Genomic DNA, 21,574 nt, shown 5'->3' on the forward strand with positions numbered 1-21,574 from the left:
TCGGATTATCCAATGTCGCTCTTTCCGTATGCTGTCGCACGTCCCTTCCTGTTCGGTCTTGACCCAGAGGTCGCCCACGAACTCACCCTGAACTCAATCGCCCGGCTGCAGAACTCGCCGCTGACCTGCCTGTACGGTGAACCCCGCGTGCACGATCCGTACACGCTGGCTGGTTTGCACTTTCCGAACCGCGTGGGCCTGGCGGCCGGGCTGGACAAGAACGCCCGATGCATCGACGGACTGGCCGCCATGGGTTTCGGGTTTGTCGAGGTTGGCACCGTCACCCCCAGGGCGCAGGCCGGCAACCCGAAGCCGCGCATGTTCCGACTGCCCAAGGCAAACGCCCTGATCAACCGCCTGGGCTTCAACAACGACGGGCTGGACGCCTTTATCGCCAATGTCCAGCGCACGCGCTTTCGCCGTCACGGTGGCGCCAGCCCCATGCTGCTGGGCCTGAATATTGGCAAGAACGCGAGCACGCCCATCGAACGCGCCACCGAGGACTACTTGATTTGCCTGGATGGCGTCTATCCCCACGCCGACTACGTCACAGTCAACATCTCCAGCCCGAACACGCAGAACTTGCGCAGCCTGCAGAGCGACGACGCGCTGGACGCACTTCTGGGCGCGGTGGCCGAGCGGCGCGAGTTGCTGGCCCAACGCCACGGGCGGCGCATTCCGGTCTTCGTGAAGATCGCGCCGGACCTGGACGACCCGCAGATCGAAGTCATTGCAGCAACCCTCATGCGATATGGTGCGGACGGCGCTGGTCAGGCAACCGGCGCTCTCGGAGTGATAGCGACCAACACCACGCTCAGTCGCACGGCGGTGGAGGGACTGCCCCACGCGCAAGAGGCCGGCGGCCTGTCGGGTGCGCCCGTGCTGCAGGCAAGCAACCGTGTGATACGCCAGTTGCGCGCCTGCCTGGGCAAGAGCTTTCCCGTCATCGGTGTCGGTGGTGTGCTCAGCGCGGACGATGCGGTGAGCAAAATCCAGTCTGGCGCCAATGTGGTACAGATCTACACCGGACTGATCTACCGCGGCCCTTCGCTGGTGTGGTCGTCCGCGCGCGCCATCCAGGCACACGCGGAAGGCTGATCACACGACTGCCGCCACGCGCTGCGCAATCGCCAAGCAACTGGTCAGACCAGGTGACTCGATCCCGAACAGGTTGATCAGCCCGGGTATGCCGTGCACCGCAGGTCCCTGGATCAGGAAGTCGGCTGCCGCTTCACCGGGGCCACTGATCTTTGGCCGCATGCCGGCATAGCCTGGCTGCAGTGCGTCGTCAGGCAGTCCGGGCCAATAGCGCCTGACTTCGGCATAGAACGCCTCACCCCGGGCCGGGTCCACCAACAGATCATCGGCCTTCTCGACCCATTGCACGTCCGGCCCGAATTTGGCCTGCCCTCCCAGGTCGATCGTGAGGTGCACGCCCAGTCCCGCCAGATGGGCATCGGGCTCAGGGGCCGGGTAAATGAGATGCGAAAAGGGAGACCGCCCAGCCAGCGTGAAGTAGTTGCCTTTGGCAAACCAGGCCCGAGGCACATGGCGCGCATCCAGCCCCCGGGTGCGCCGCGCCAGGTCGCATGCCCCCAGGCCCGCGGCGTTGACCACCGTGCGCGCCCGCAAGCGCATGCCATCGGTTGTCGCCACTTCGATGCCGTCGCCGCCGATAGCCACCTGCTCGACGCTGCAGTGACAGACCACCAGTCCACCTGCATGCTCTAGGTCACCCTGCAGCGCCAGCATCAGGCCATGGCTGTCGACGATCCCCGTGGAGGGTGAGAGCACGGCGGCCAGGCATTCCAGCTGCGGCTCGAGTTCACACGCTTGCTCGCGCGTGATCAGGCACAGATCGCTCACCCCGTTGGCATGCGCTTTTTCAAGAATCGCGGGCAATGCCGCCAGCTGCGACTCGGTGTTGGCCACAATGAGCTTTCCGCAGCGCTGGTGCGCCACACCGCGCTCGGCGCAATACGCATAAAGTGCCCGCCGTCCCTGCACGCACAGCTGCGCCTTGAGTGTGCCTGCGGGGTAGTAGATGCCAGCGTGGATCACTTCGCTGTTGCGCGAACTGGTGCCGGTGCCGATGGCAGCCTCGCGCTCGAGCACCATGACGTCCCGCCCGCTCAATGCCAGTTGGCGCGCCACCGCCAGACCAACCACCCCGGCGCCGATCACCAGTGCGTCCAGCTGTTCTACCTCTGTCTGAGCCATCAGGACTCCTTCTCCAGCCGTTCGAAACAGAAAAGCCCGCAACCTTTCGATTGCGGGCTCTTGGAACAAATGGTCGGCGTGGCGGGATTCGAACTCGCGACCCCTTGCACCCCATGCAAGTGCGCTACCAGGCTGCGCTACACGCCGACAAGCCTCAAATTATAGCGTCCAAACCAGTGGCATTCAGACCGCATGCCTGAGAAGCTCGCGAATTTCGAGCAGCTCGCGGCGCACATCGTTCAGCAGCGCACCCGAGGCCCCTGGCGCGGGGAAATGGGCCTCGATGAAGGGCACCACTTCCTCGCCATGAACGACTTCGTCCAGATCGATCACGTCGATGGCGTCGTCTTCGTCGTTGCGGCGCTTCTCACGTTCGGCCTGGACGAGTTCCTGCAACTTGTTGCGCGCACCGCTGATGGTGAAACCCTGGTCATACAGCAACTCCCTGATCCTGCGGATCATGAGCACCTCGTGATGCTGGTAATACCGGCGATTGCCGCGGCGCTTCATCGGCCGAAGCTGCGTGAACTCCTGTTCCCAGTACCGCAGCACATGTGGCTTGACACCACACAGCTCGCCCACCTCACCAATCGTAAAGTAGCGTTTTGCGGGAATGGGCGGAAGCGTTTTTTCCATGAAAATCAAGGCGGTACGGACCGAACCTTGAAATCTACTCTAACTTGAGCTGGCGCGCGTGGCCCAGTGAACATTTCCGTGTGAAATGTTGCAACCAGCCACCTGTGCAGAGAATATGCACCAATACAGTGCAATTCCAGCAAGGGCTCGGGGCACTGACTGTCTTCAGTACGCCACGGCCCAAGGTGCCAATCAGGCGCCAATCACGGCGGTCTGCACCTGCTCCTTGAGCTTGGGGCTGGCGTGGAACGTGACCACGCGCCGGGCCTCGATGGCCACGGGTTCTCCAGTGCGGGGATTGCGGCCGGGCCGAGGCGCCTTGGTCCGGATCTGAAAATTGCCGAAGCCGGAGATCTTCACGTCTGTCCCGTTGACAAGACTGTCGGTGATCAGATCGAAAAAGGCGTCGATCATGTCCTTGGACTCGCGCTTGTTCAAACCGATCTGATCAAAGAGCAACTCGGCGAGCTGAGCCTTGGTCAGTGCAGGTGTTTCCAGACTTTCAACAGCGAGTTCCATCTAGGCTTTCTCCATTCTTGTTCGTTCAGGCGCGAAGCCGGCCATCGACACGACGCGCCAATGCCTGTATCGCGGCTTGCACCGTCGCTTCAATGTCCTCGTCGGTCAGTGTAGCGTCGTCGCGATTGAGCACCAGCCGCACCGCAAGGCTTTTTTCGCTCTCGTCCAGCCCACCTGTGGCCGTTCCCTTTTTTGGCCGATACACGTCAAACAGGACGACGTCACGCAGCCAGGGGTTTGCGAGCCCCCGGATCGCCTCCGTCACCGCGTCATGCGTCACCGATTCCTTCACCACGACAGCAATATCGCGTTCGACAGTCTGATGACGACTGACACCCTGATACGTCGGCACAGGTCGATCCAGCAAGGCATCCAGTTCCAGTTCAAACAACACCGGTGCCTGCGGCAGTTCGTAGGCCTGACGCCAACGCGGGTGCAACTCCCCCACGTATCCAACGCAACGCCCGTCCACCCAGACACTGGCGCAGCGCCCTGGATGCATCGCCGGGTGCTCGGCCACCTTGAAGTCAGGACGGCGAGGCGACAGCAGCGCCTGCACATCACCCTTGAGATCGAAGAAGTCGGTGACGCGCTCGGTCAAGCCCCACTGCAGAGAGTCCACTGCACCGTAGGCCAGACCAGCCGCTCGCATGGGCTGGTGAAACCCGGCCACTGTGGTGTCACTGTCGACGATGGACGCGTCCTTGAGAAACACACGGCCCACCTCAAAAAGACGCACGCGGTTGGCGCGGCGGTCGAGATTGAACTTGAGCACAGACACCAGTCCGCCCAGCAGCGACGAACGCATCACGCTCATATGGCTCGCAATCGGATTGAGCAGCCGCACCGGATCGGCGTTGCCGGCCAGTTCCCGCTCCCAGCGTGCATCCACGAAGCTGAAGTTGATGGTCTCCTGGTAGCCGAGTCGAGCCAGACTGCGGCGAACGTCGAAAGGACCACGGCGCGATTCGGTACGGATTCTGGCCGTGATCGGAGCCAGGGGTGGCGTGTTGGGCAGATACTCATAGCCAATCACGCGCGCGACCTCCTCGATCAGATCCTCCTCGATCTGCAAGTCAAAGCGGTAGGGTGGTGGCACCACGGCGAGCACACCATCCGCCGCGTCGACCGGCAATCCAAGTCTGCGCAAGGCGCCAACGCACTGCTCCTGCGTTAGCGGCATGCCGATGACCTTGACGGCGCGCGCGATGCGCAGGGTCACGGACGAAGGCTTTGGAAGATCGACCACATGGTCGTCGAGCACACCCGCCTGCCCACCACAGATGTCCAGCACGAGCTGCGTGATGCGTTCCACGTGTTCGCACGTCGTGGAAGGGTCCACGCCCCGTTCAAAGCGATGGCCGGCGTCGGTGGAAAAGTTGTAGCGGCGCGAACGGCCCGCAATGGATTTGGGCCACCAGAAGGCGGCTTCGATGTAGATGTTCTGCGTGTCGTCCGATACCGCTGTGGAGTCGCCGCCCATGATGCCCGCCAGCGACTCCACACTTTGGTCATCGGCGATTACGCCGACTTGTGCATCCACCGCGACAGTGTTGCCGTTGAGCAGCTTGAGCGACTCGCCCTCGCGACCCCATCTCACCCGCAGGCCACCATGAATCTTGTCCAGGTCAAAGATGTGCGAGGGCCGACCCAACTCGAACATCACGTAGTTTGAAATGTCCACCAAGGGCGACACACTGCGTTGTCCACAGCGAGCCAATCGCTCGACCATCCAGTCCGGTGTCGTCGCACGGGTGTTCACGCCCCGCACGATGCGCCCCGTGAAGCGCCCGCACAGATCGGACGCCTCCACCTTGACCGGCAATCGCTCCTGCAGCACCGCGTTCACCGCGGGAAACTCGGGCTCGTTCAGCGGCGCGCCCGTCAGCGCCGCCAGTTCCCGGGCAACGCCGTAGACGCTCAAGCAATGCGCCAGATTGGGCGTGAGTTTCAGCGTGAACAGCATGTCATCCAACGCCAGTTGCTCGCGGATATCACGCCCCAGTGGAGCGTCGCCGGGCAACTCCAGCAAGCCCCCATGGTCATCGGAGAGTCTGAGTTCGCGCGCCGAACACAGCATGCCCTGGCTTTCCACACCGCGCAGCTTGCCCAGCTTGATCAGGAACGGCTTGCCATCCTCGCCCGGCGGCAGTTCCGCCCCCACGAGGGCGCATGGCACCTTGATCCCCACGCGGGCGTTGGGCGCGCCACACACAATGCTGAGCAGACTGCCCCGTCCGACATCGACCTGGCACACGCGCAAACGGTCCGCATTCGGGTGCTGCTCGGCCGAGACGATCACGCCCACCACCACCTTGGAGAAAGGGGGCGCCACAGGTTGAAGCTCTTCCACCTCCAGACCAGCCATGGTCAAGGTGTCGGCCAGTTGCTGGCTGTTCAGGGGCGGGTTGCAGAAGGTGCGCAGCCAGGATTCGGGGAATTGCATGTCTTGGTCTCAACGGAACTGGGCAAGAAAGCGAACGTCGCCATCGAAGAACAGGCGCAGGTCGTTCACCCCATAGCGCAACATGGTCAGGCGGTCTGGGCCCATGCCGAAGGCGAATCCGATGTGGCGCTCCGGGTCGAGACCCATGTTGCGCACCACGTTGGGATGGACCTGCCCGGAACCTGCCACTTCCAGCCAGCGACCGGCCAGCGGACCGTGCTGGAACTGGATGTCGATCTCCGCGCTGGGCTCGGTGAAGGGAAAGAAGCTGGGCCGGAAGCGCAGCACCAGGTCATCGGATTCGAAAAAGGTGCGGCAGAAATCGGTGAAGACGTACTTCAGATCCTTGAAGCTCACGTTTTCGCCGATCCACAGGCCTTCGCACTGGTGGAACATGGGCGAGTGGGTGGCATCGCTGTCCACCCGATAGGTGCGACCGGGAGCGATCACGCGAATTTCGGGCATGGAGCGACCGGCGTCCAGCGCGGCACGGTGGCGCTTCACATGCTGCACCGCATGGCGAATCTGCATCGGGCTGGTATGGGTGCGCAAGAGGTTGGGAGCCTTCGCGCTGCCGCCCTCCACGTAAAACGTGTCGTGCATCGAGCGCGCCGGGTGATCCTCCGGCGTATTCAACGCAGTGAAGTTGAACCAGTCGGATTCGATCTCCGGCCCCTCCGCAACCTCGAAACCCATGGAAGCAAAGATCGCCTCGATGCGCTCGAGTGTCAGGCTCACCGGATGGAGACCACCCTGCCCGCGCTGGCGCCCAGGCAGCGTCACGTCCAGGGCCTCGGCCCTGAGCTGCACCTGCATCTCCGCGTCGGCCAGTGCCTGGCGCCGCTCGGTCAACGCATCCTCGATGGCCTGCTTGGCCTGGTTGATGGCGGCCCCGCGCGACTTCTTCTCATCCACCGGCAGTGCACCCAGGCCCTTCATCAATTCCGTGACGCGGCCCGATTTACCCAGATACTGGGCCTTGGCGTTTTCCAGATCCGCAGGCGTCTCCGCCTGTGCGAAGCCTGCCCGGGCGCTGTCAACCAGTGCGTCCAACTCGTTCATGTTCGTGTGTGAATCGTTGGGAAAGAAAAAAGGGTTGAAGCCAGCGAGGGAATCCCTCAAGCCTCAACCCCTTAGAGCGACGGGTCGTTTGGCGACGAACGCCACCCGACCCGATCGTGAATCAAGCGGCCAGCTTGGCTTTGACCTGCTCCACGATGCTGCCAAAGGCCGCCGGATCGTTCACCGCCAGATCGGCCAGGACCTTGCGGTCGATCTCGATCTGGGCCTTCTTCAGGCCGTTGGCGAACTGGCTGTACGTCAGGCCGCAAGCACGGGCGCCGGCGTTGATGCGGGCAATCCACAGCTGGCGGAAGACGCGCTTCTTGGTGCGACGATCACGATAGGCATATTGCCCAGCCTTCATCACCGCCTGCTTGGCGATGCGGAAGACATTGCCGCGGCGGCCGCGGAAACCTTTGGCCAGAGCCAGAACTTTTTTGTGTCGGGCGCGAGCCGTTACACCACGTTTGACGCGAGGCATGTGTGTTCTCCTTGTTCGTCGTTGATCAAATGCCCATGCCGGGCAGCATCTGCGCCATGTGACCCATATTGGTCTCATGAACGTTGACGGCTCCACGCAGATGGCGCTTGTTCTTGGTGGTCTTCTTGGTCAGAATGTGACGTTTGAAGGCTTGACCGCGCTTGACGGTGCCACCGGGACGAACGCGAAAACGCTTCTTCGCGCTGCTCTTGGTCTTCATTTTGGGCATCTTCATGCTCCTTTTTCATTTGTGCTCGTGAGGCGCCGCGAACCTTCCGCGGACTTGTTGGCCCCGAGCCACTTTTGGAGGGGCAGCCTTTCGGCCGCCCGCTTCGACATCCAGCCCTTCGGCCAGATCCTCGGACCAGCAGGAGACTACCCTGCCCGTCCAATCCTGTTCTTCTGTTCCGCAGCCCTCACGCAGCCGACTGACCTGCTGCTGGAGCCGCCGCGTCGGCAGTCTTCGTCGCAGCGCCGGCCTTCTTGCGCCCAGGCGCGATCATCATGATCATCTGGCGCCCTTCGAGCTTGGGAAACTGTTCCACCACGATGGAATCAGCCAGCTCGTCACGGATGCGGTTCAACAAGGCAAGGCCCAGATCCTGGTGCGTGATCTCACGACCACGGAACCGCAGCGTGATCTTGCACTTGTCGCCATCGTCCAGAAACCGGCGGATGTTGCGCATCTTGATGTTGTAGTCGCCATCGTCGGTACCGGGACGGAACTTGACTTCCTTGATCTCGATGACCGTTTGCTTGGCCTTGGCTTCCGCCGCCTTCTTCTGCTCCTGGTACTTGAACTTGCCGTAGTCCATCAGACGACACACGGGAGGGACAGCAGTGGCCGCAATTTCGACCAGATCCACATCCAGTTCACCGGCCATGCGCAGCGCCTCCTGCAGACTCACGATGCCCAGCGGCTCGTTCTCGGGGCCATTGAGGCGAACCTCAGGAGCCATGATTTCCCGGTTCAGTCTGTGTGCGCGCTCTTCACGTTGGCGGCGGTCGCGAAAGTTGGTAGCTATGGTGAGTTCCTTCGTGTGGGCTTGATCAAGCGTAATGGCGGCCCTTCGGCCGCCACCATACACGCGAGGTGTGCCACGGCGGCAGGGGCATCAAGCCAGATGTTGGACATCAAACTTTGGATGAAACGTCTGCCGCAATGAGTTTGGAAAAGGCTTCCAGCGGCATGACACCGAGGTCTTTGTTCCCTCGAGCCCGTACAGCCACGGCACCAGCTTCCTTCTCTTTGTCGCCCACGACAACGATGAAAGGCAGCTTTTGCAGCGCGTGCTCCCGTATTTTATACGTAATTTTCTCGTTGCGCAGGTCGGTGGTGACCCTAAGCCCTTGATTCTGCAGAGATTTCGCGATTTCCCGACAGTAGTCGGCCTGCGCATCGGTGATGTTGAGCACCGCAACCTGCACCGGCGACAACCAAGTGGGCAATGCGCCTGCATGTTCTTCGATCAAGATGCCGATGAAGCGCTCCAGACTGCCCACGATGGCGCGGTGCAGCATGACCGGCCGATGGCGTGATCCGTCCTCGCCCACGTACTCGGCGTCGAGCCGCTCCGGCATGGAGAAGTCCACCTGCATGGTGCCGCACTGCCACTGCCGCCCGATAGCGTCCTTCAGGGTGTATTCGATCTTGGGGCCATAGAAGGCCCCGTCGCCGGGCGCGATCTCGAATTCGCAACCCGACGCGCGCAAGCTCTCCATCAGGGCATGCTCGGCCTTGTCCCAGACTTCGTCCGAACCAATGCGCGCAGCCGGCCGTGTGGCGACCTTGTAGATGATGTTCCTGAACCCGAAGTCGGCGTAGACCTTCTGCAGCAAGGCGGTGTAGGCCAGGCACTCGGGCAGGATCTGCTCCTCGGTGCAGAAGATGTGCCCGTCGTCCTGGGTGAAACCACGCACGCGCATGATGCCGTGCAGGCCGCCGCTGGGCTCATTGCGGTGGCACTGTCCGAACTCGCCATAGCGCAGGGGCAGGTCGCGGTAGCTCTTGATGCCCTGCTTGTAGATCAGGATGTGGCCCGGGCAGTTCATGGGCTTCAAGGCATAGTCGCGCTTTTCACTCTCCGTGGTGAACATGTTGTCGCGGTACTTGTCCCAGTGGCCGGTCTTCTCCCACAGCGACTTGTCGATGATCTGAGGGCCCTTGACCTCCTGGTAGCCGTTGTCGCGGTAGACGCGGCGCATGTACTGCTCCACCTCCTGCCACAGCGTCCAGCCCTTGGGATGCCAGAACACCAGGCCAGGGGCGTGCTCGTCGATGTGGAACAGGTCGAGTTCGCGCCCGAGCTTGCGGTGGTCGCGCTTCTCGGCCTCCTCGATCATGGTCAGGTGCTGCTGCAGCTCCTCCTTGGTGGCCCAGGCCGTGCCATAGATGCGTTGCAGCATCTCGTTGCGGTGGTCACCCCGCCAGTACGCTCCCGCCACCTTCATGAGCTTGAAGTGCTTGAGCTTGCCGGTGCTGGGCACGTGCGGACCACGGCACAGGTCTTCGAAGGCACCCTCGCGGTACAGCGACACGTCCTCGTTGCTCGGGATGCTGGCGATGATTTCCGCCTTGTAGTGCTCGCCCATGCCTTTGAAGTGGTCCACCGCCTCGTCGCGCGGGAGCACACGGCGTTCGACCTTCTCGTCCTTCGCTGCCAGTTCGCCCATGCGCTTTTCGATCGCGACCAGGTCCTCCGGCGTAAAGGGGCGCTTGTATGAAAAGTCGTAGAAGAAACCGTGTTCGATCACCGGGCCGATGGTGACTTGTGCATCCGGAAAAAGCTCCTTCACCGCGTAGGCCAGCAAGTGCGCCGTCGAATGCCGAATCACTTCCAGGCCATCCGGGTCCTTTGCCGTGACGATGGACAACGGGCTGTCCTGCGTGATGAGGTAGCTGGTGTCGACCACCTTGCCGTCGATCTTGCCGGCCAGCGCCGCCTTGGCCAGACCGGTGCCGATCGACGCCGCCACATCGGCGACCGTGACCGGGCCGGGGAATTCGCGTTGGGAACCGTCTGGGAGCGTGATGTGCAACATGGGGAGTCCAGAAAACAAAAAAGCGCGGCAGGGGCCGCGCTGGTGTGGATCAAAAGGCAATCAATCGGGCAGGCGCGAACTGCAGGCCTCAAAGGGCCGTGGAAGTCAACTCCATAGTTCGCGGTGTCATAACCAGATTGCCTTTCTCGCTCTTGCTGTGTGAAACAGGCTGCGATTTTCCCACAAAAAAGCCCGGGCATGCCCGGGCTTCTGTCTCCTCGGCCTCTGCGGGCCCCGCTGAGCTCAGGCTCAGTGGAACTGCTCTTCCTCGGTCGAACCCGTCAGCGCCTTCACGCTGGACGAACCGCCCTGGATGACCGTGGTCACGTCGTCGAAGTAGCCCGCGCCCACCTCCTGCTGGTGCGACACGAAGGTGTAGCCCTTGTCGCGCGCGGCGAATTCGGGCTCCTGCACCATTTCCGTGTAGTGCTTCATGCCTTCGCCGCGGGCGTAGGCGTGGGCAAACTGGAAGGTGTTGAACCAGTTGATGTGGATGCCGGCGAGAGTGATGAACTGGTACTTGTAGCCCAGCGCGGCCAGGTCTTCCTGGAACGACGCGATCTGCTTGTCGTTGAGGTTCTTCTTCCAGTTGAACGAGGGCGAGCAGTTGTACGAGAGCAGCTTGCCGGGGCAGGCAGCCTGCACGGCCTGGGCGAATTCGCGGGCAAAGCCGATGTCGGGCACGCCGGTCTCGCACCACACCAGGTCGGCGTAGGGCGCGTAGGCGATACCGCGGCTGATGGCCTGCTCCAGACCGTTCTTGACGCGGAAGAAGCCTTCCTGCGTGCGCTCGCCGGTCAGGAAGGGCTTGTCGTTGGCGTCGTGGTCGCTGGTGATCAGGTTGGCGGCCTCGGCGTCGGTGCGGGCGAGCACGATGGTGGAGACGCCCATCACGTCAGCGGCAAAGCGCGCGGCGATGAGCTTCTCGCAGGCTTCCTGGGTGGGCACGAGCACCTTGCCGCCCATGTGGCCGCACTTCTTGACAGCGGCCAGCTGGTCTTCGAAGTGCACGCCCGCAGCGCCGGCCGCGATCATGTTCTTCATCAGCTCGAAGGCGTTGAGCACGCCGCCGAAGCCGGCTTCCGCGTCGGCCACGATGGGCAGGAAGTAGTCGATGAACTCCGGGCTGCCCGGTTCGATGCCGCGGCCCCACTGGATTTCATCCGCGCGCTTGAACGTGTTGTTGATGCGGCGCACCATGGTCGGCACCGAGTCGTAGGCGTAGAGCGACTGGTCGGGGTACATCGTTTCCGAAGTGTTCCCATCGGCAGCGACCTGCCAGCCCGACAGGTACACCGCTTCCAGGCCCGCCTTGGCTTGCTGCATGGCCTGGCCGGCGGAGATCGCACCAAAGGCGTTCACATAGCCCTTCTTGGCGCCGCCATTGACCTTGTCCCACAGCTTCTCGGCACCGCGCTTGGCCAGCGTGTGCTCGATCTGCATGCTGCCGCGCAGGCGCACGACGTCGGCGGCGGTGTAGCCTCGCTTGACACCTTTCCAGCGTGGGTTGGTGGCCCAGTCTTTTTCCAGCGCTTCGATTTGCTGCTGGCGGCTCAGTTGCTCGGTCAGGGATTGCGGCATGGGGAAACTCCTTGAGGTTGAGGGATCGGGGCGGCTGGGCCCGCAAGCCATTGCGGTGCCGTTGACAAGACTTTAAGTCTTATAGAAGAGTTTGTGAATCTCTTATGTCTTATATAAGAGAAAAAATTTCTTGTTTATTTTCAACATGCTTTCAAACAAATCTCTCAATGTGGAATTGTCTTTCTTGCATTGAGAAAATTTCGTGCAGCGCAACATGAGATCATTCCATATGACAAAACAAAAATCTCTCATCCCGAAATGCGCGCTCCGCCTCAGGCATGATGCGCGGACTTGCACGCACAAACAGAAAACGCCGTGACTTCCCCCAACCGCTGGTGGGCCTACCTTTGCCTGGCCCTGAGCATGTCCCTGGTCGGCAGCTACGTGGCACTGTCCAAGCCCCTGGTGCTGGTGTTCCCCGTGTTTCTGCTGGCCTGGCTGCGCTTCGGCATCGGCGGCGTGGCCATGGCCCACTGGCTGCGCAAACCCGCCAGCGAGCCACCGATCGGCACGCGCACGCGCTGGCTGCTCTTTCTTGAATCGTTTCTCGGCAACTTCCTGTTCTCGATCTGCATGCTGTTCGGCGTGAGCCTGACGACGGCCGTGGCCGCTGGCGTGGTGATGTCCTCGATTCCGGCGGTGGTCGCGGTGCTGAGCTGGATCTTCCTGCGCGAGCGCTTGGGCTGGCGCAGCGCGGCCGGCATTGCGTGCGCGGCCATCGGCATCGGTTTGTTCTCGCTGCAGAAGGTGGACACCAGCACCCCGGTCGCCGACGCCAGCGGTCCGTTCGGCATCAGCAAAGCCCTTCTGGGCAACCTGCTGGTGTTTGCCGCGGTGGTCTGCGAGGCCTCCTACGTGGTGATCGGCAAGCACCTCACCGAAGGCCTGGGGCCCAAGCGCATCTCGGCCATCATCAATCTCTGGGGATTCGCGCTGGTCACGCCGTTCGGTCTGTGGGCTGCCTGGCAGTTCGACTTCTCCACCGTCACCCTGCCCGTCTGGGGCTTGCTGGTGTTCTACGGACTGGCCGCCAGCGTCTGGACGGTATGGCTGTGGATGACGGGCCTCAGGACGGTGCCGGCATCTCAGGCCGGTGTGTTCACCGTGATGCTGCCCATCAGTGCCGCTGCCATCGGCGTGCTGTTCATGGGTGAGCGCCTCACGCTGCTGCAAGGCGTGGCCTTCGGCATCGCCCTGCTCGGCCTGGTCCTGGCCACCCTGCCCGAAGGCCGCCCGCGCCCCTGACTCAGAGGCACCACAGACCGGTCGGCTGGGTAATGCCCATCCACAGGGCCCAGCCCGACGTGGCGGCCAGCGCCAGCCCGGCCAGGCGGATACCCCAGCCGCCGGATCGCGCGCCGCGAAGGCGCAGCAGCAGCCACGGGCCTGCCGTCAGGCTCAACGAAGTGCCCAGGGCGAACAGCGCCATGGTGGCCGCGCCTTCCAGGGCATTCGCAGACAGCGAGGCCACCAGCAGAGCCGAGTACAGCAGCCCGCAGGGCATGAGCGCCCAGCCCACGCCCAGCACCATGGGCGCGCGCGGCCCCAACGCAGACAGCGCCGGCCGCGCCCGGCGCCACACACCCTGCCCCAGGTTGTCGATCCACGCCGGCTGACGCGCCTGCCACAGCAGCACCGCGCCCAGCAAGAGCGCCGCCACATGGAACATGGTCCACACCGGGCGCAGCGCCGCAGTGCTGGTGCCCAGCCACGCAAGCCCCTGCACCGATCCGCCAGCCAGCGCACCCAGCAGGGTGTAGCCAGCGATGCGACTCATCTGGAAGCGCAGCAACGTGGACGTGCTGCGCTGGCCGGCGGCGCGTCCGATACCGGCGCACGCTGCGCCGCACATGGCCACGCAATGGGGACCTCCCACCAGCCCCATGACAAGCCCCGAGATCGCCAGCGATGTCTGCATGTCGACCCTTGCCTGCCCGCTCAGATAATCCGCGAAAAGCGCGCGCGGTTCTCGTCGACCTGCAGATTCCGGTCGAACACCATCGCGATGGCACGCACCAGGAACCAGCCGGTCTCGGTGACGTGCACACCCGACGCATCCACCCGCACCAACCCCTGATCTGCCAATTCCTCCAGGACCTGGAGTTCGCGCGCGAAATGCGTCCTGAAGTCGATCAGGTGGCCCAGTTCGATCGGCTCGTACTGCACCTCGCCCTGGCACATCAGGGACATGATCACTGCGCGCCGCAGCAGGTCTTCACGCGTCAGCGCCAGACCCCGCACGATGGGAAGGCGGCCCTGGTCGAGCAGGTCCCGGTACTCATCCATCGTCTTGGCGTTCTGGCTGTAGGTGGCGCCGATGCGGCCGATGGCCGACACGCCCAGCGCGATCAGGTCGCAATCCGGCTGCGTGCTGTAGCCCTGGAAGTTGCGGTGCAAACGGCCCTGTCGCCTGGCCACGGCCAGCGCATCGTCAGGCAGGGCAAAGTGGTCCATGCCCACGTACACATAACCGGCATCCATCAGGGCGTCGAGGGACGCCGAGAGCATCCCCAGCTTGTCGCTGGCGCTGGGCAGCTCGGCGGCCACGATGCGCCGCTGTGGCTTGAAGCGCGACGGCAGGTGCGCATAGGCGTAGAGCGCGATGCGGTCGGGCCGCAACCGGTTCACTTGCGCCAGCGTGCGCGCGAACGACTCGGGCGTCTGCAGCGGCAGGCCGTAGATCAGGTCCACGTTGACCGACTCAAAACCAATGCGCCTCGCGGCATCGACCAGGGCGAATACCTGCTCGGCGGGTTGCACGCGGTGCACGGCCTTCTGCACCGCCGGGTCGAAGTCCTGCACGCCGAAGCTCAGGCGGTTGAAGCCCAGCCGGGCCAGTGTCCACAGGCGTTCCTCGCTCACCGTGCGCGGATCCACCTCCACCGAATACTCACCGCCGGGCGCCAGCACAAAGTGGCGCCGGATCACAGACATCAGCTCTTCCAGCTCGTCGTCAGAGAGGAAGGTGGGCGTGCCGCCGCCCAGGTGCAATTGCGAGACGGTCTGGCCCTTGCCCAGGTGCTCGACCTGCAGTTCCAGTTCGCGCCCCAGATAGCGCAGGTATTCGGCAGCACGCGAATGGTGCTTCGTGATGACCTTGTTGCAGGCGCAGTAGTAGCACACCGACTCGCAGAAGGGGATGTGCACGTACAGCGACAGCGGCAAGGCCATGGAGCCAGCGCGCCGCTGCCGCAGCGCCTGGACGTAGTCGCTCTCCGTGAAGGCCTCGACAAACCGGTCGGCCGTCGGGTACGAGGTGTACCGGGGCCCGGGAACATCGAAGCGCCGCAGCAGCTCTTCGGAAATGACGTGGCGCAAGGTCTGGTCTCCCAACATGGCACTCACTGTGCGGCAAAGAGCCCGCGCGTCCCTTGATCCGGATCAAACAAGGACCCGAAGCCTCGCGTCTCGACGGTCCGGATTGATACGTCACGGGGTATGCTCGATTCATGGACACCCACAGCATCAAAGTCGCCTGTTCGAGCTGCAACCTGCGCGAGCTGTGCCTGCCCATGGGGCTGAATCCCGAGGAGATGGACAAGCTCGACCAGGTCATCTCCAAGCGCCGGCGGGTCAAACGTGGTGCGGCGCTGTTCAACACGGGGGACAGGTTCACCTCCCTCTACGCGGTGCGCTCGGGCTTCTTCAAGACCTGCGTGACCACCGCCGACGGCCGTGACCAGGTGACCGGCTTCCAGATGACGGGCGAGATCATCGGCCTCGATGGCATCGTCAGCGACCACCATTCGTGCGATGCGATTGCGCTGGAAGACGCCGAGGTCTGCGTGATGCCCTTTGACCAGGTCGAGGAACTATCCCGCGAATTCACCACCCTGCAACACCACGTGCACAAGATCATGAGCCGCGAGATCGTGCGCGACCACGGTGTGATGCTGCTGCTGGGCAGCATGCGCGCCGAAGAGCGACTGGCGGCCTTTCTGCTCAACCTGGCGCAGCGCCTTCACGCGCGGGGGTTCTCCCAGTCCGAACTGATCCTGCGGATGACGCGCGAAGAGATCGGCAGTTACCTGGGCATGAAGCTGGAGACGGTCAGCCGCACCTTCTCCCGCTTTGCCGACGAAGGCCTCATCGACATCAAGCAGCGCTACGTGCACATTCGCAATACCGACGGCCTGCGCCAGATCGTCAACTCCCCGTCCTGCGCCTGAGCTCTTCGCTGGGCGATGGTGTGCCGATCAGCAGCGCGGTCAATGCGCTTGAGGCGGTGGTGACCGCCCAGAACGCGAAGAACGCCACGGTGTAGACCATCTGGCGCGAGGCCTCCAGCGGGTGGCCGAACCAGTGCAGGTCGCGCGGGTCCACCATCGCAAACACGAGCATCTCCAGGACCGCCGCCGCGATGAAGGCCGGCCAGGCAATGCCCATCCACTGGCGCGCATCCACCTCAGCGCTCCTGGCCGGGCACCACCGGCGAGGCCGCATGGTTGCGGGCCTGGTGGGCCGGCTGCAACTGGATCAGTGCCGCATCCCGCGCCTTGCCCTGCAGCGCCAGCGCGGCCTGCCGGTCGCGCTCGAACACGGCCTTGTCCAGGACCGGGTCGGCGTAGTTCACGGCGATGAATGCGGTAATCAGGCTGGCCACCACCACCAGCAGTGGGCCGCCGACCACCAGCCACATCTGTGGCACGCGCCACCAGGACTCGGCGGGCACTGCGGCGGCGGGAGACGGGGACGTGTTCATGGGCGACTCCTTCGTGTATCGGTCTTCATCAGCGTGGCACGAGAAACACCGCCTTTTCGACAACGCGGATCGCGCTGTCACCTTCGGCCTGTATCTCGAAGCGGATCGGGTGCGAACCCGTGGTGGCGGCTTCGGGCGCAATCTGCACCCGCACCGCCGCCGAGCGGACTTCCGTGGGCAGCACCTCGACCTCGGCGGGCGAAGCGAGCTCGATGCCGGGCAGGCCCGTCACACGGATCTGGTAGCGCTGCGTGTCTTCGGTCGCGTTCATGACCTGCAGGCGGAACACGTTCTCGATGCGCCCGTTCTCCACCATCCGCGCCAGGGCACCACGGTCGCGGATCACGTCCACCTTGAGCGGTGTGCGCAGCCACAGGCTCAGACCGACGGCCAGCGTGATCGACAGCAGCACGCCGGCATAGACCAGCACGCGCGGACGCAGTGCGCGCCGCAGCATCTGGCGCGTGTCCCAGCCACCGGCCATGCCGTTCTGCGTTGAAAAACGGATCAGGCCACGCGGATAGCCGACCTTGTCCATGACGTCATCGCACACATCCACGCAGGCGGCGCAGCCGATGCATTCGTACTGCAGCCCCTTGCGAATGTCGATGCCGGTCGGACAGACCTGCACGCAGAGCGAGCAGTCCACGCAGGACCCCAGGCCCAGTGCTTTCGGATCGGCCTTTTTCGAGCGCGCGCCCCGCGGTTCACCGCGGCGGGCGTCGTAGGTCACGATCATGGTGTCCTTGTCGAACATCGCGCTCTGGAACCGCGCGTACGGGCACATGTACTTGCAGACCTGCTCGCGCAGGAAGCCGGCGTTGCCATAAGTGGCAAAGCCGTAGAAGAAGATCCAGAACATCTGCCAGGGACCGAGCGCAGCCGCCACGGCCAGCGCGCCCAGCTCGCGGATGGGCGTGAAGTAGCCCACGAAGGTGAAGCCGGTCCACAGCGCAAAGCCGATCCACAGCACGTGCTTGAGCGCGCGCTTGCCAAGCTTGGCCGCGGACATCTGCGCCTTGTCCAGCCGCAGGCGCGCCGAACGGTCGCCCTCCACCTGCTTTTCGATCCACAGGAATATTTCCGTGTAGACCGTCTGCGGGCAGGTGAAGCCGCACCACAGGCGACCGGCCACCGCCGTGAACAGGAACAGCGACAGCGCCGAGATCACCAGCAAGCCGGTGAGATAGATGAAATCCTGCGGGTACAGCACCAGGCCGAAGATGTAGAAGCGCCGCGCCTCCAGATCGAACAGCACCGCCTGGCGCGCATGCCACTGCAGCCAAGGCAGACCATAGAACACGAGCTGCGTTGCCCAGACCATGATCCAGCGCCAGCGGGCAAACAGGCCCGAGACCGAGCGCGGCTGGATCTTTTCGTGTGCCGCATACAGCGACACCACCGCCTCGTCGTCCGCCGCGGCGGGAACGATGGCGATGGTCTTGCGTTCCGGAACGGTCATGGCACCCCGAGGTTCGGGATCAGTTGGCGGCAGCGGGCCGGGTTGACAGGCCCCAGACGTAACCCGTGAGCACATGGATCTGCTCGGCGTTGAGCTTGCCAGCCTGGGCGGGCATCTGGTTGGTGAAGCCCTGCGTGATGGCGCGCACCACCGCCTCTTCGCCCCAGCCATGCAGCCAGGTGCTGTCGCTCAGGTTCGGCGCGCCCAGCGCGGTGTTGCCCTTGCCGTCCGCGCCGTGGCAGGCGGCGCACGCGGCGAAATTGGGACGGCCCAGCGTCGCGCGCACCGGATCGTGCGGGCTTCCCGAGAGGCTCAGCACGTAATGGGCCACGTTGCGCACGTCCTCCGGAGAGCCCACGGCGGCGGCCATGGGTGGCATGACGCCGGTGCGGCCTTCGGTGATGGTGGTTTTGATGGCCGCAGGCTCACCGCCCCAAAGCCAGTCGCCATCGGTCAGGTTCGGGAAGCTGCGCGCGCCGCGCGCGTCCGAGCCGTGGCACTGGGCGCAGTTGTTCATGAACAGGCGTTCCCCAATGGCCATGGCCTGTGCATTGGCCGCCAGTTCCTGCGGCTGCATGTCCTGGAACTTCGCGTAGATGGGCGCGATGGCTTTTTCCATGGCCGCCACCTCGGTCTGGTGCTGCCCGTTGGACGACCAGCCCAGCACGCCCGGGTACTTGCCGAACGTGGGGTAGAGCACGCCATAGACCAGCGAAAAGACCACGGTGATGACGAACAGCCACACCCACCAGCGCGGCAGGGGGTTGTTCATTTCGCGCAGGTCGCCGTCCCACACGTGGCCGGTGGTGTTGTCGGCCGAGGCCTTGACCTTGGTGGTGCCGCTCACCCAGAGCAGGATCAGGCAGGCCACGATGCTGACCAAGGTCAGCCCGCCCACGTACCAGGACCAGAAATCATTGGTGAAATCGCTCATGACGGTTCTTTCATGCTGTCCGCGGTGGCTTCGTCCTGGAATGGCAGCTGTGCCGCCTCGTCGAAGCGCGACTGGTTGCGCCGGGCCCATGCCCAGGCCACGATGCCCAGGAAGGTCATGAGGCTGATCACGGTCACGGCGCTGCGCAGGTCATTGATGTCCATGGTGGTGTTCTCCTTGCGGTCACTTGATCGCCGTGCCCAGCACCTGCAGGTAGGCGATCAGGGCGTCCATTTCGGTCTTGCCCTTCACGTCCGCGCTGGAGGCGGCAATCTCCTCGTCGGTGTATGGCGCGCCGAGCGTGCGCAGCACCTCCATGCGCCTGGGCAGGCCCGCCGCGTTCACGGTTTTTTTCTCCAGCCACGGGTAGGCCGGCATGTTGGACTCGGGCACCAGGTCGCGCGGATTGTTCAGGTGGAGGCGGTGCCACTCGTCGCTGTAACGGCCGCCCACGCGCGCCAGGTCGGGCCCGGTGCGCTTGCTGCCCCACTGGAAGGGCCGGTCGTAGACGAATTCACCTGCCACCGAGTAGTGGCCGTAGCGCAGGGTCTCGGCCTGAAAGGGGCGGATCATCTGCGAGTGGCAGTTGTAGCAACCTTCCTTCACGTAGACGTCGCGGCCGGCGAGCTGCAGCGGGCTGTAGGGCTTGAGGCCGGCCACCGGTTGCGTGGTCGACTTCTGGAAGAACAGCGGAACGATTTCCACCAAGCCACCCACCGCGATCACCAGGACGATGAGCACGATCATCAGGAAGTTGTTGGTCTCGATCCGCTCGTGGGTGAAACCCTGGGGCTTTTGATTGGCCATGGTGCGGTCCTCAGGCGTGGGCGTGGTTGAGAGCGGGAATGCGGACGTCTTCGACCCGGCCACTGCGCGCGGTCATCACCGTGTTCCACAGCATCACGACCATGCCGGCCAGGTAGAGCACGCCACCGGCCAGACGGATCACGTAGAACGGAAAGGTGGCCTTGACCGATTCGACGAAGGTATAGGTCAGGCTGCCGTCGGGATTGACGGAGCGCCACATCAGACCCTGCATCACACCGGCGATCCACATCGCGGCGATATAGAGCACGATGCCGATGGTGGCGATCCAGAAGTGCAGCTCGATGGCGGGCACCGAGTACATCTTCTTCTGCCCGTACAGGCGCGGGATCAGGTAGTACATCGAGCCCATCGTCACCAGCCCCACCCAGCCCAGCGCGCCGGAGTGCACGTGGCCCACGGTCCAGTCCGTGTAGTGGGAGAGCGCGTTGACGGTCTTGATCGACATCATCGGCCCCTCGAAGGTCGACATGCCGTAGAACGAGAGCGAGACGATCAGGAAGCGCAGGATCGGGTCGTCGCGCAGCTTGTGCCACGCCCCCGAGAGCGTCATGATGCCGTTGATCATGCCGCCCCAGCTGGGCGCGAGCAGGATGAGCGAGAACACCATGCCGATGGACTGCGTCCAGTCCGGCAGTGCGGTGTAGTGCAGGTGGTGCGGGCCGGCCCACATGTAGGTGAAGATCAGCGCCCAGAAGTGCACGATGGACAGGCGGTAGCTGTACACCGGGCGTTCAACCTGCTTGGGGATGAAGTAGTACATCATCCCGAGGAAGCCGGCCGTGAGGAAGAAGCCCACGGCGTTGTGGCCGTACCACCACTGCACCATGGCGTCCTGCACGCCGGCGTAGGCCGAATAGGACTTGAAGATGTCGACGGGGATCACCGCGCTGTTGACGATGTGCAGCACGGCCACGGCCAGGATGAATGCGCCGAAGAACCAGTTGGCCACGTAGATGTGGCGCACCTTGCGAATGCCGATGGTGCCGAAGAACACGATCGCGTAGGCCACCCAGACCACGGCGATCAGCAGGTCGATCGGCCATTCCAGCTCGGCGTATTCCTTGCCCTGCGTCATGCCCAGCGGCAGTGTGATGGCAGCCAGCACGATCACCAGTTGCCAGCCCCAGAAGGTGAAGGCCGCGAGCGCATCGGAAATGATGCGCACCTGGCAGGTGCGCTGTACCACGTAGTAGCTCGCCGCGAACAGTCCACAGCCGCCGAAGGCGAAGATCACGGCGTTGGTGTGCAACGGTCGCAATCGACCGTACGACAGCCATTCGATGCCCATGTTGAGGCCGGGCCAGGTGAGCTGGGCGGCGATGATCACGCCGACGAGCATGCCCACCACGCCCCACACCACCGTCATGATGGTGAACTGCCGCACGACTTTGTCGTTGTAGACCGCCGACGGGCTGGCCTTGTTGTAGGTCACGGACATACAGAAACTCCTTGCCAATGTCACTGCATGCAGTGTGCGCAAGGCATTCCTTTCGCGCCTTGACTTGCGTCAAACGCCGCCTCAATCGTTGCGGAGAATGCGCTCGCCTTCGCGTTCGATGTTGTCGAACTGACCCGCCTGCAAGGCCCACCAGAACACGCCGATGATCCCGAAGACCAGCAGGACCGACAGCGGAATGAGCAGGTAGAGGACGTCCATGGTC

At 63.6% G+C, this 21,574-nt stretch carries 23 protein-coding genes and 1 tRNA gene; 3 read left to right on the forward strand and 21 right to left on the reverse strand.

Annotation, left to right across the window (positions count from 1 at the left end; genetic code table 11):
- Nucleotides 1-12: 12 nt before the first annotated feature.
- Nucleotides 13-1,098, forward strand: a complete 1,086-nt coding sequence (locus tag AB7P10_RS13585; protein ID WP_428294390.1) for a quinone-dependent dihydroorotate dehydrogenase — start codon at nt 13-15, stop codon at nt 1,096-1,098.
- Here the strand turns inward: AB7P10_RS13585 and AB7P10_RS13590 are convergent, their stop codons facing one another.
- The 11 genes from AB7P10_RS13590 to aceA all read right to left on the reverse strand — a co-directional run bounded on the left by AB7P10_RS13590 (nt 1,099) and on the right by aceA (nt 11,987).
- Complete coding sequence (locus AB7P10_RS13590) at nt 1,099-2,220, reverse strand: NAD(P)/FAD-dependent oxidoreductase (RefSeq protein WP_428294391.1); 1,122 nt, start codon at nt 2,218-2,220, stop codon at nt 1,099-1,101.
- Between the two features lie 70 nt (nt 2,221-2,290).
- Nucleotides 2,291-2,367 (reverse strand) — tRNA-Pro (locus tag AB7P10_RS13595).
- 36 nt (nt 2,368-2,403) lie between these two features.
- On the reverse strand, nt 2,404-2,856 hold the full coding sequence (locus AB7P10_RS13600; protein WP_428294426.1) for a MerR family transcriptional regulator: 453 nt from the start codon (nt 2,854-2,856) through the stop codon (nt 2,404-2,406).
- Between the two features lie 192 nt (nt 2,857-3,048).
- Nucleotides 3,049-3,375 carry an integration host factor subunit alpha gene (locus tag AB7P10_RS13605; RefSeq protein ID WP_291127007.1) on the reverse strand — a complete coding sequence of 109 codons (327 nt, stop codon included), beginning with the start codon at nt 3,373-3,375 and terminating at the stop codon, nt 3,049-3,051.
- Between the two features lie 25 nt (nt 3,376-3,400).
- Nucleotides 3,401-5,821: a phenylalanine--tRNA ligase subunit beta gene (gene pheT / locus AB7P10_RS13610; RefSeq protein ID WP_428294392.1), complete on the reverse strand. Its 2,421-nt coding sequence runs from the start codon at nt 5,819-5,821 to the stop codon at nt 3,401-3,403.
- 9 nt (nt 5,822-5,830) lie between these two features.
- Nucleotides 5,831-6,883, reverse strand: coding sequence for a phenylalanine--tRNA ligase subunit alpha (gene pheS / locus AB7P10_RS13615; RefSeq protein ID WP_428294393.1), 1,053 nt, complete (start codon nt 6,881-6,883; stop codon nt 5,831-5,833).
- 121 nt (nt 6,884-7,004) lie between these two features.
- Nucleotides 7,005-7,364, reverse strand: a complete 360-nt coding sequence (gene rplT, locus AB7P10_RS13620) for a 50S ribosomal protein L20 (RefSeq protein ID WP_086120609.1) — start codon at nt 7,362-7,364, stop codon at nt 7,005-7,007.
- A gap of 25 nt (nt 7,365-7,389) precedes the next feature.
- Nucleotides 7,390-7,593: a 50S ribosomal protein L35 gene (gene rpmI / locus AB7P10_RS13625; protein WP_101101819.1), complete on the reverse strand. Its 204-nt coding sequence runs from the start codon at nt 7,591-7,593 to the stop codon at nt 7,390-7,392.
- Nucleotides 7,594-7,780: 187 nt separating this feature from the next.
- Nucleotides 7,781-8,389 carry a translation initiation factor IF-3 gene (gene infC / locus AB7P10_RS13630; RefSeq protein ID WP_428294427.1) on the reverse strand — a complete coding sequence of 203 codons (609 nt, stop codon included), beginning with the start codon at nt 8,387-8,389 and terminating at the stop codon, nt 7,781-7,783.
- 109 nt (nt 8,390-8,498) lie between these two features.
- Nucleotides 8,499-10,406, reverse strand: coding sequence for a threonine--tRNA ligase (gene thrS / locus AB7P10_RS13635; protein ID WP_428294394.1), 1,908 nt, complete (start codon nt 10,404-10,406; stop codon nt 8,499-8,501).
- A 249-nt stretch (nt 10,407-10,655) separates the two neighbouring features.
- A complete protein-coding gene (aceA, locus tag AB7P10_RS13640; RefSeq protein WP_428294395.1) occupies nt 10,656-11,987 on the reverse strand; it encodes an isocitrate lyase in 1,332 nt (443 codons plus the stop codon).
- Nucleotides 11,988-12,302: 315 nt separating this feature from the next.
- Here aceA and AB7P10_RS13645 point away from each other — a divergent pair, with 315 nt between their 5' ends.
- Nucleotides 12,303-13,232 (forward strand): DMT family transporter, encoded by a 930-nt coding sequence (locus AB7P10_RS13645; protein ID WP_428294396.1) that lies wholly within the window; start codon nt 12,303-12,305, stop codon nt 13,230-13,232.
- A 1-nt stretch (nt 13,233) separates the two neighbouring features.
- Here AB7P10_RS13645 and AB7P10_RS13650 read toward each other — a convergent pair whose 3' ends face one another.
- Together AB7P10_RS13650 and hemN are read right to left on the reverse strand one after the other, a co-directional pair.
- Nucleotides 13,234-13,905 (reverse strand): sulfite exporter TauE/SafE family protein, encoded by a 672-nt coding sequence (locus tag AB7P10_RS13650; RefSeq protein ID WP_428294397.1) that lies wholly within the window; start codon nt 13,903-13,905, stop codon nt 13,234-13,236.
- Between the two features lie 20 nt (nt 13,906-13,925).
- Complete coding sequence (gene hemN, locus AB7P10_RS13655; protein ID WP_428294398.1) at nt 13,926-15,323, reverse strand: oxygen-independent coproporphyrinogen III oxidase; 1,398 nt, start codon at nt 15,321-15,323, stop codon at nt 13,926-13,928.
- Nucleotides 15,324-15,436: 113 nt separating this feature from the next.
- Between hemN and fnr the strand changes: the two genes are divergently transcribed.
- The gene (gene fnr, locus AB7P10_RS13660; protein WP_428294399.1) at nt 15,437-16,156 is read left to right on the forward strand and encodes a fumarate/nitrate reduction transcriptional regulator Fnr; all 720 of its coding nucleotides are present in this window, start codon (nt 15,437-15,439) and stop codon (nt 16,154-16,156) included.
- On the opposite strand, the gene AB7P10_RS13665 is transcribed toward fnr, so the two are convergent.
- The 8 genes from AB7P10_RS13665 to ccoS form a co-directional block, all read right to left on the reverse strand.
- Nucleotides 16,134-16,373 (reverse strand): hypothetical protein, encoded by a 240-nt coding sequence (locus AB7P10_RS13665; protein ID WP_428294428.1) that lies wholly within the window; start codon nt 16,371-16,373, stop codon nt 16,134-16,136. The genes fnr and AB7P10_RS13665 overlap by 23 nt on opposite strands.
- 19 nt (nt 16,374-16,392) lie before the next feature.
- Nucleotides 16,393-16,689 carry a nitrogen fixation protein FixH gene (locus AB7P10_RS13670; protein WP_428294400.1) on the reverse strand — a complete coding sequence of 99 codons (297 nt, stop codon included), beginning with the start codon at nt 16,687-16,689 and terminating at the stop codon, nt 16,393-16,395.
- Between the two features lie 28 nt (nt 16,690-16,717).
- Entirely contained in the window at nt 16,718-18,151 is a 1,434-nt protein-coding gene (ccoG, locus tag AB7P10_RS13675) for a cytochrome c oxidase accessory protein CcoG (protein WP_428294401.1), read from the reverse strand.
- Nucleotides 18,152-18,170: 19 nt separating this feature from the next.
- On the reverse strand, nt 18,171-19,085 hold the full coding sequence (gene ccoP, locus AB7P10_RS13680) for a cytochrome-c oxidase, cbb3-type subunit III (RefSeq protein WP_428294402.1): 915 nt from the start codon (nt 19,083-19,085) through the stop codon (nt 18,171-18,173).
- On the reverse strand, nt 19,082-19,249 hold the full coding sequence (locus AB7P10_RS13685) for a cbb3-type cytochrome oxidase subunit 3 (RefSeq protein ID WP_428294403.1): 168 nt from the start codon (nt 19,247-19,249) through the stop codon (nt 19,082-19,084). Before AB7P10_RS13685 ends, ccoP begins: the two co-directional genes overlap by 4 nt.
- A gap of 19 nt (nt 19,250-19,268) precedes the next feature.
- Nucleotides 19,269-19,892, reverse strand: coding sequence for a cytochrome-c oxidase, cbb3-type subunit II (ccoO, locus tag AB7P10_RS13690; protein WP_428294404.1), 624 nt, complete (start codon nt 19,890-19,892; stop codon nt 19,269-19,271).
- A gap of 10 nt (nt 19,893-19,902) precedes the next feature.
- Nucleotides 19,903-21,351, reverse strand: coding sequence for a cytochrome-c oxidase, cbb3-type subunit I (ccoN, locus tag AB7P10_RS13695; RefSeq protein ID WP_428294405.1), 1,449 nt, complete (start codon nt 21,349-21,351; stop codon nt 19,903-19,905).
- Nucleotides 21,352-21,432: 81 nt separating this feature from the next.
- On the reverse strand, nt 21,433-21,570 hold the full coding sequence (ccoS, locus tag AB7P10_RS13700) for a cbb3-type cytochrome oxidase assembly protein CcoS (RefSeq protein WP_428294406.1): 138 nt from the start codon (nt 21,568-21,570) through the stop codon (nt 21,433-21,435).
- Nucleotides 21,571-21,574: the final 4 nt, after the last annotated feature.

Origin of the sequence: Hydrogenophaga sp. (assembly GCF_050182545.1) — a bacterium.
Taxonomy (GTDB): Bacteria; Pseudomonadota; Gammaproteobacteria; order Burkholderiales; family Burkholderiaceae_C; genus Hydrogenophaga.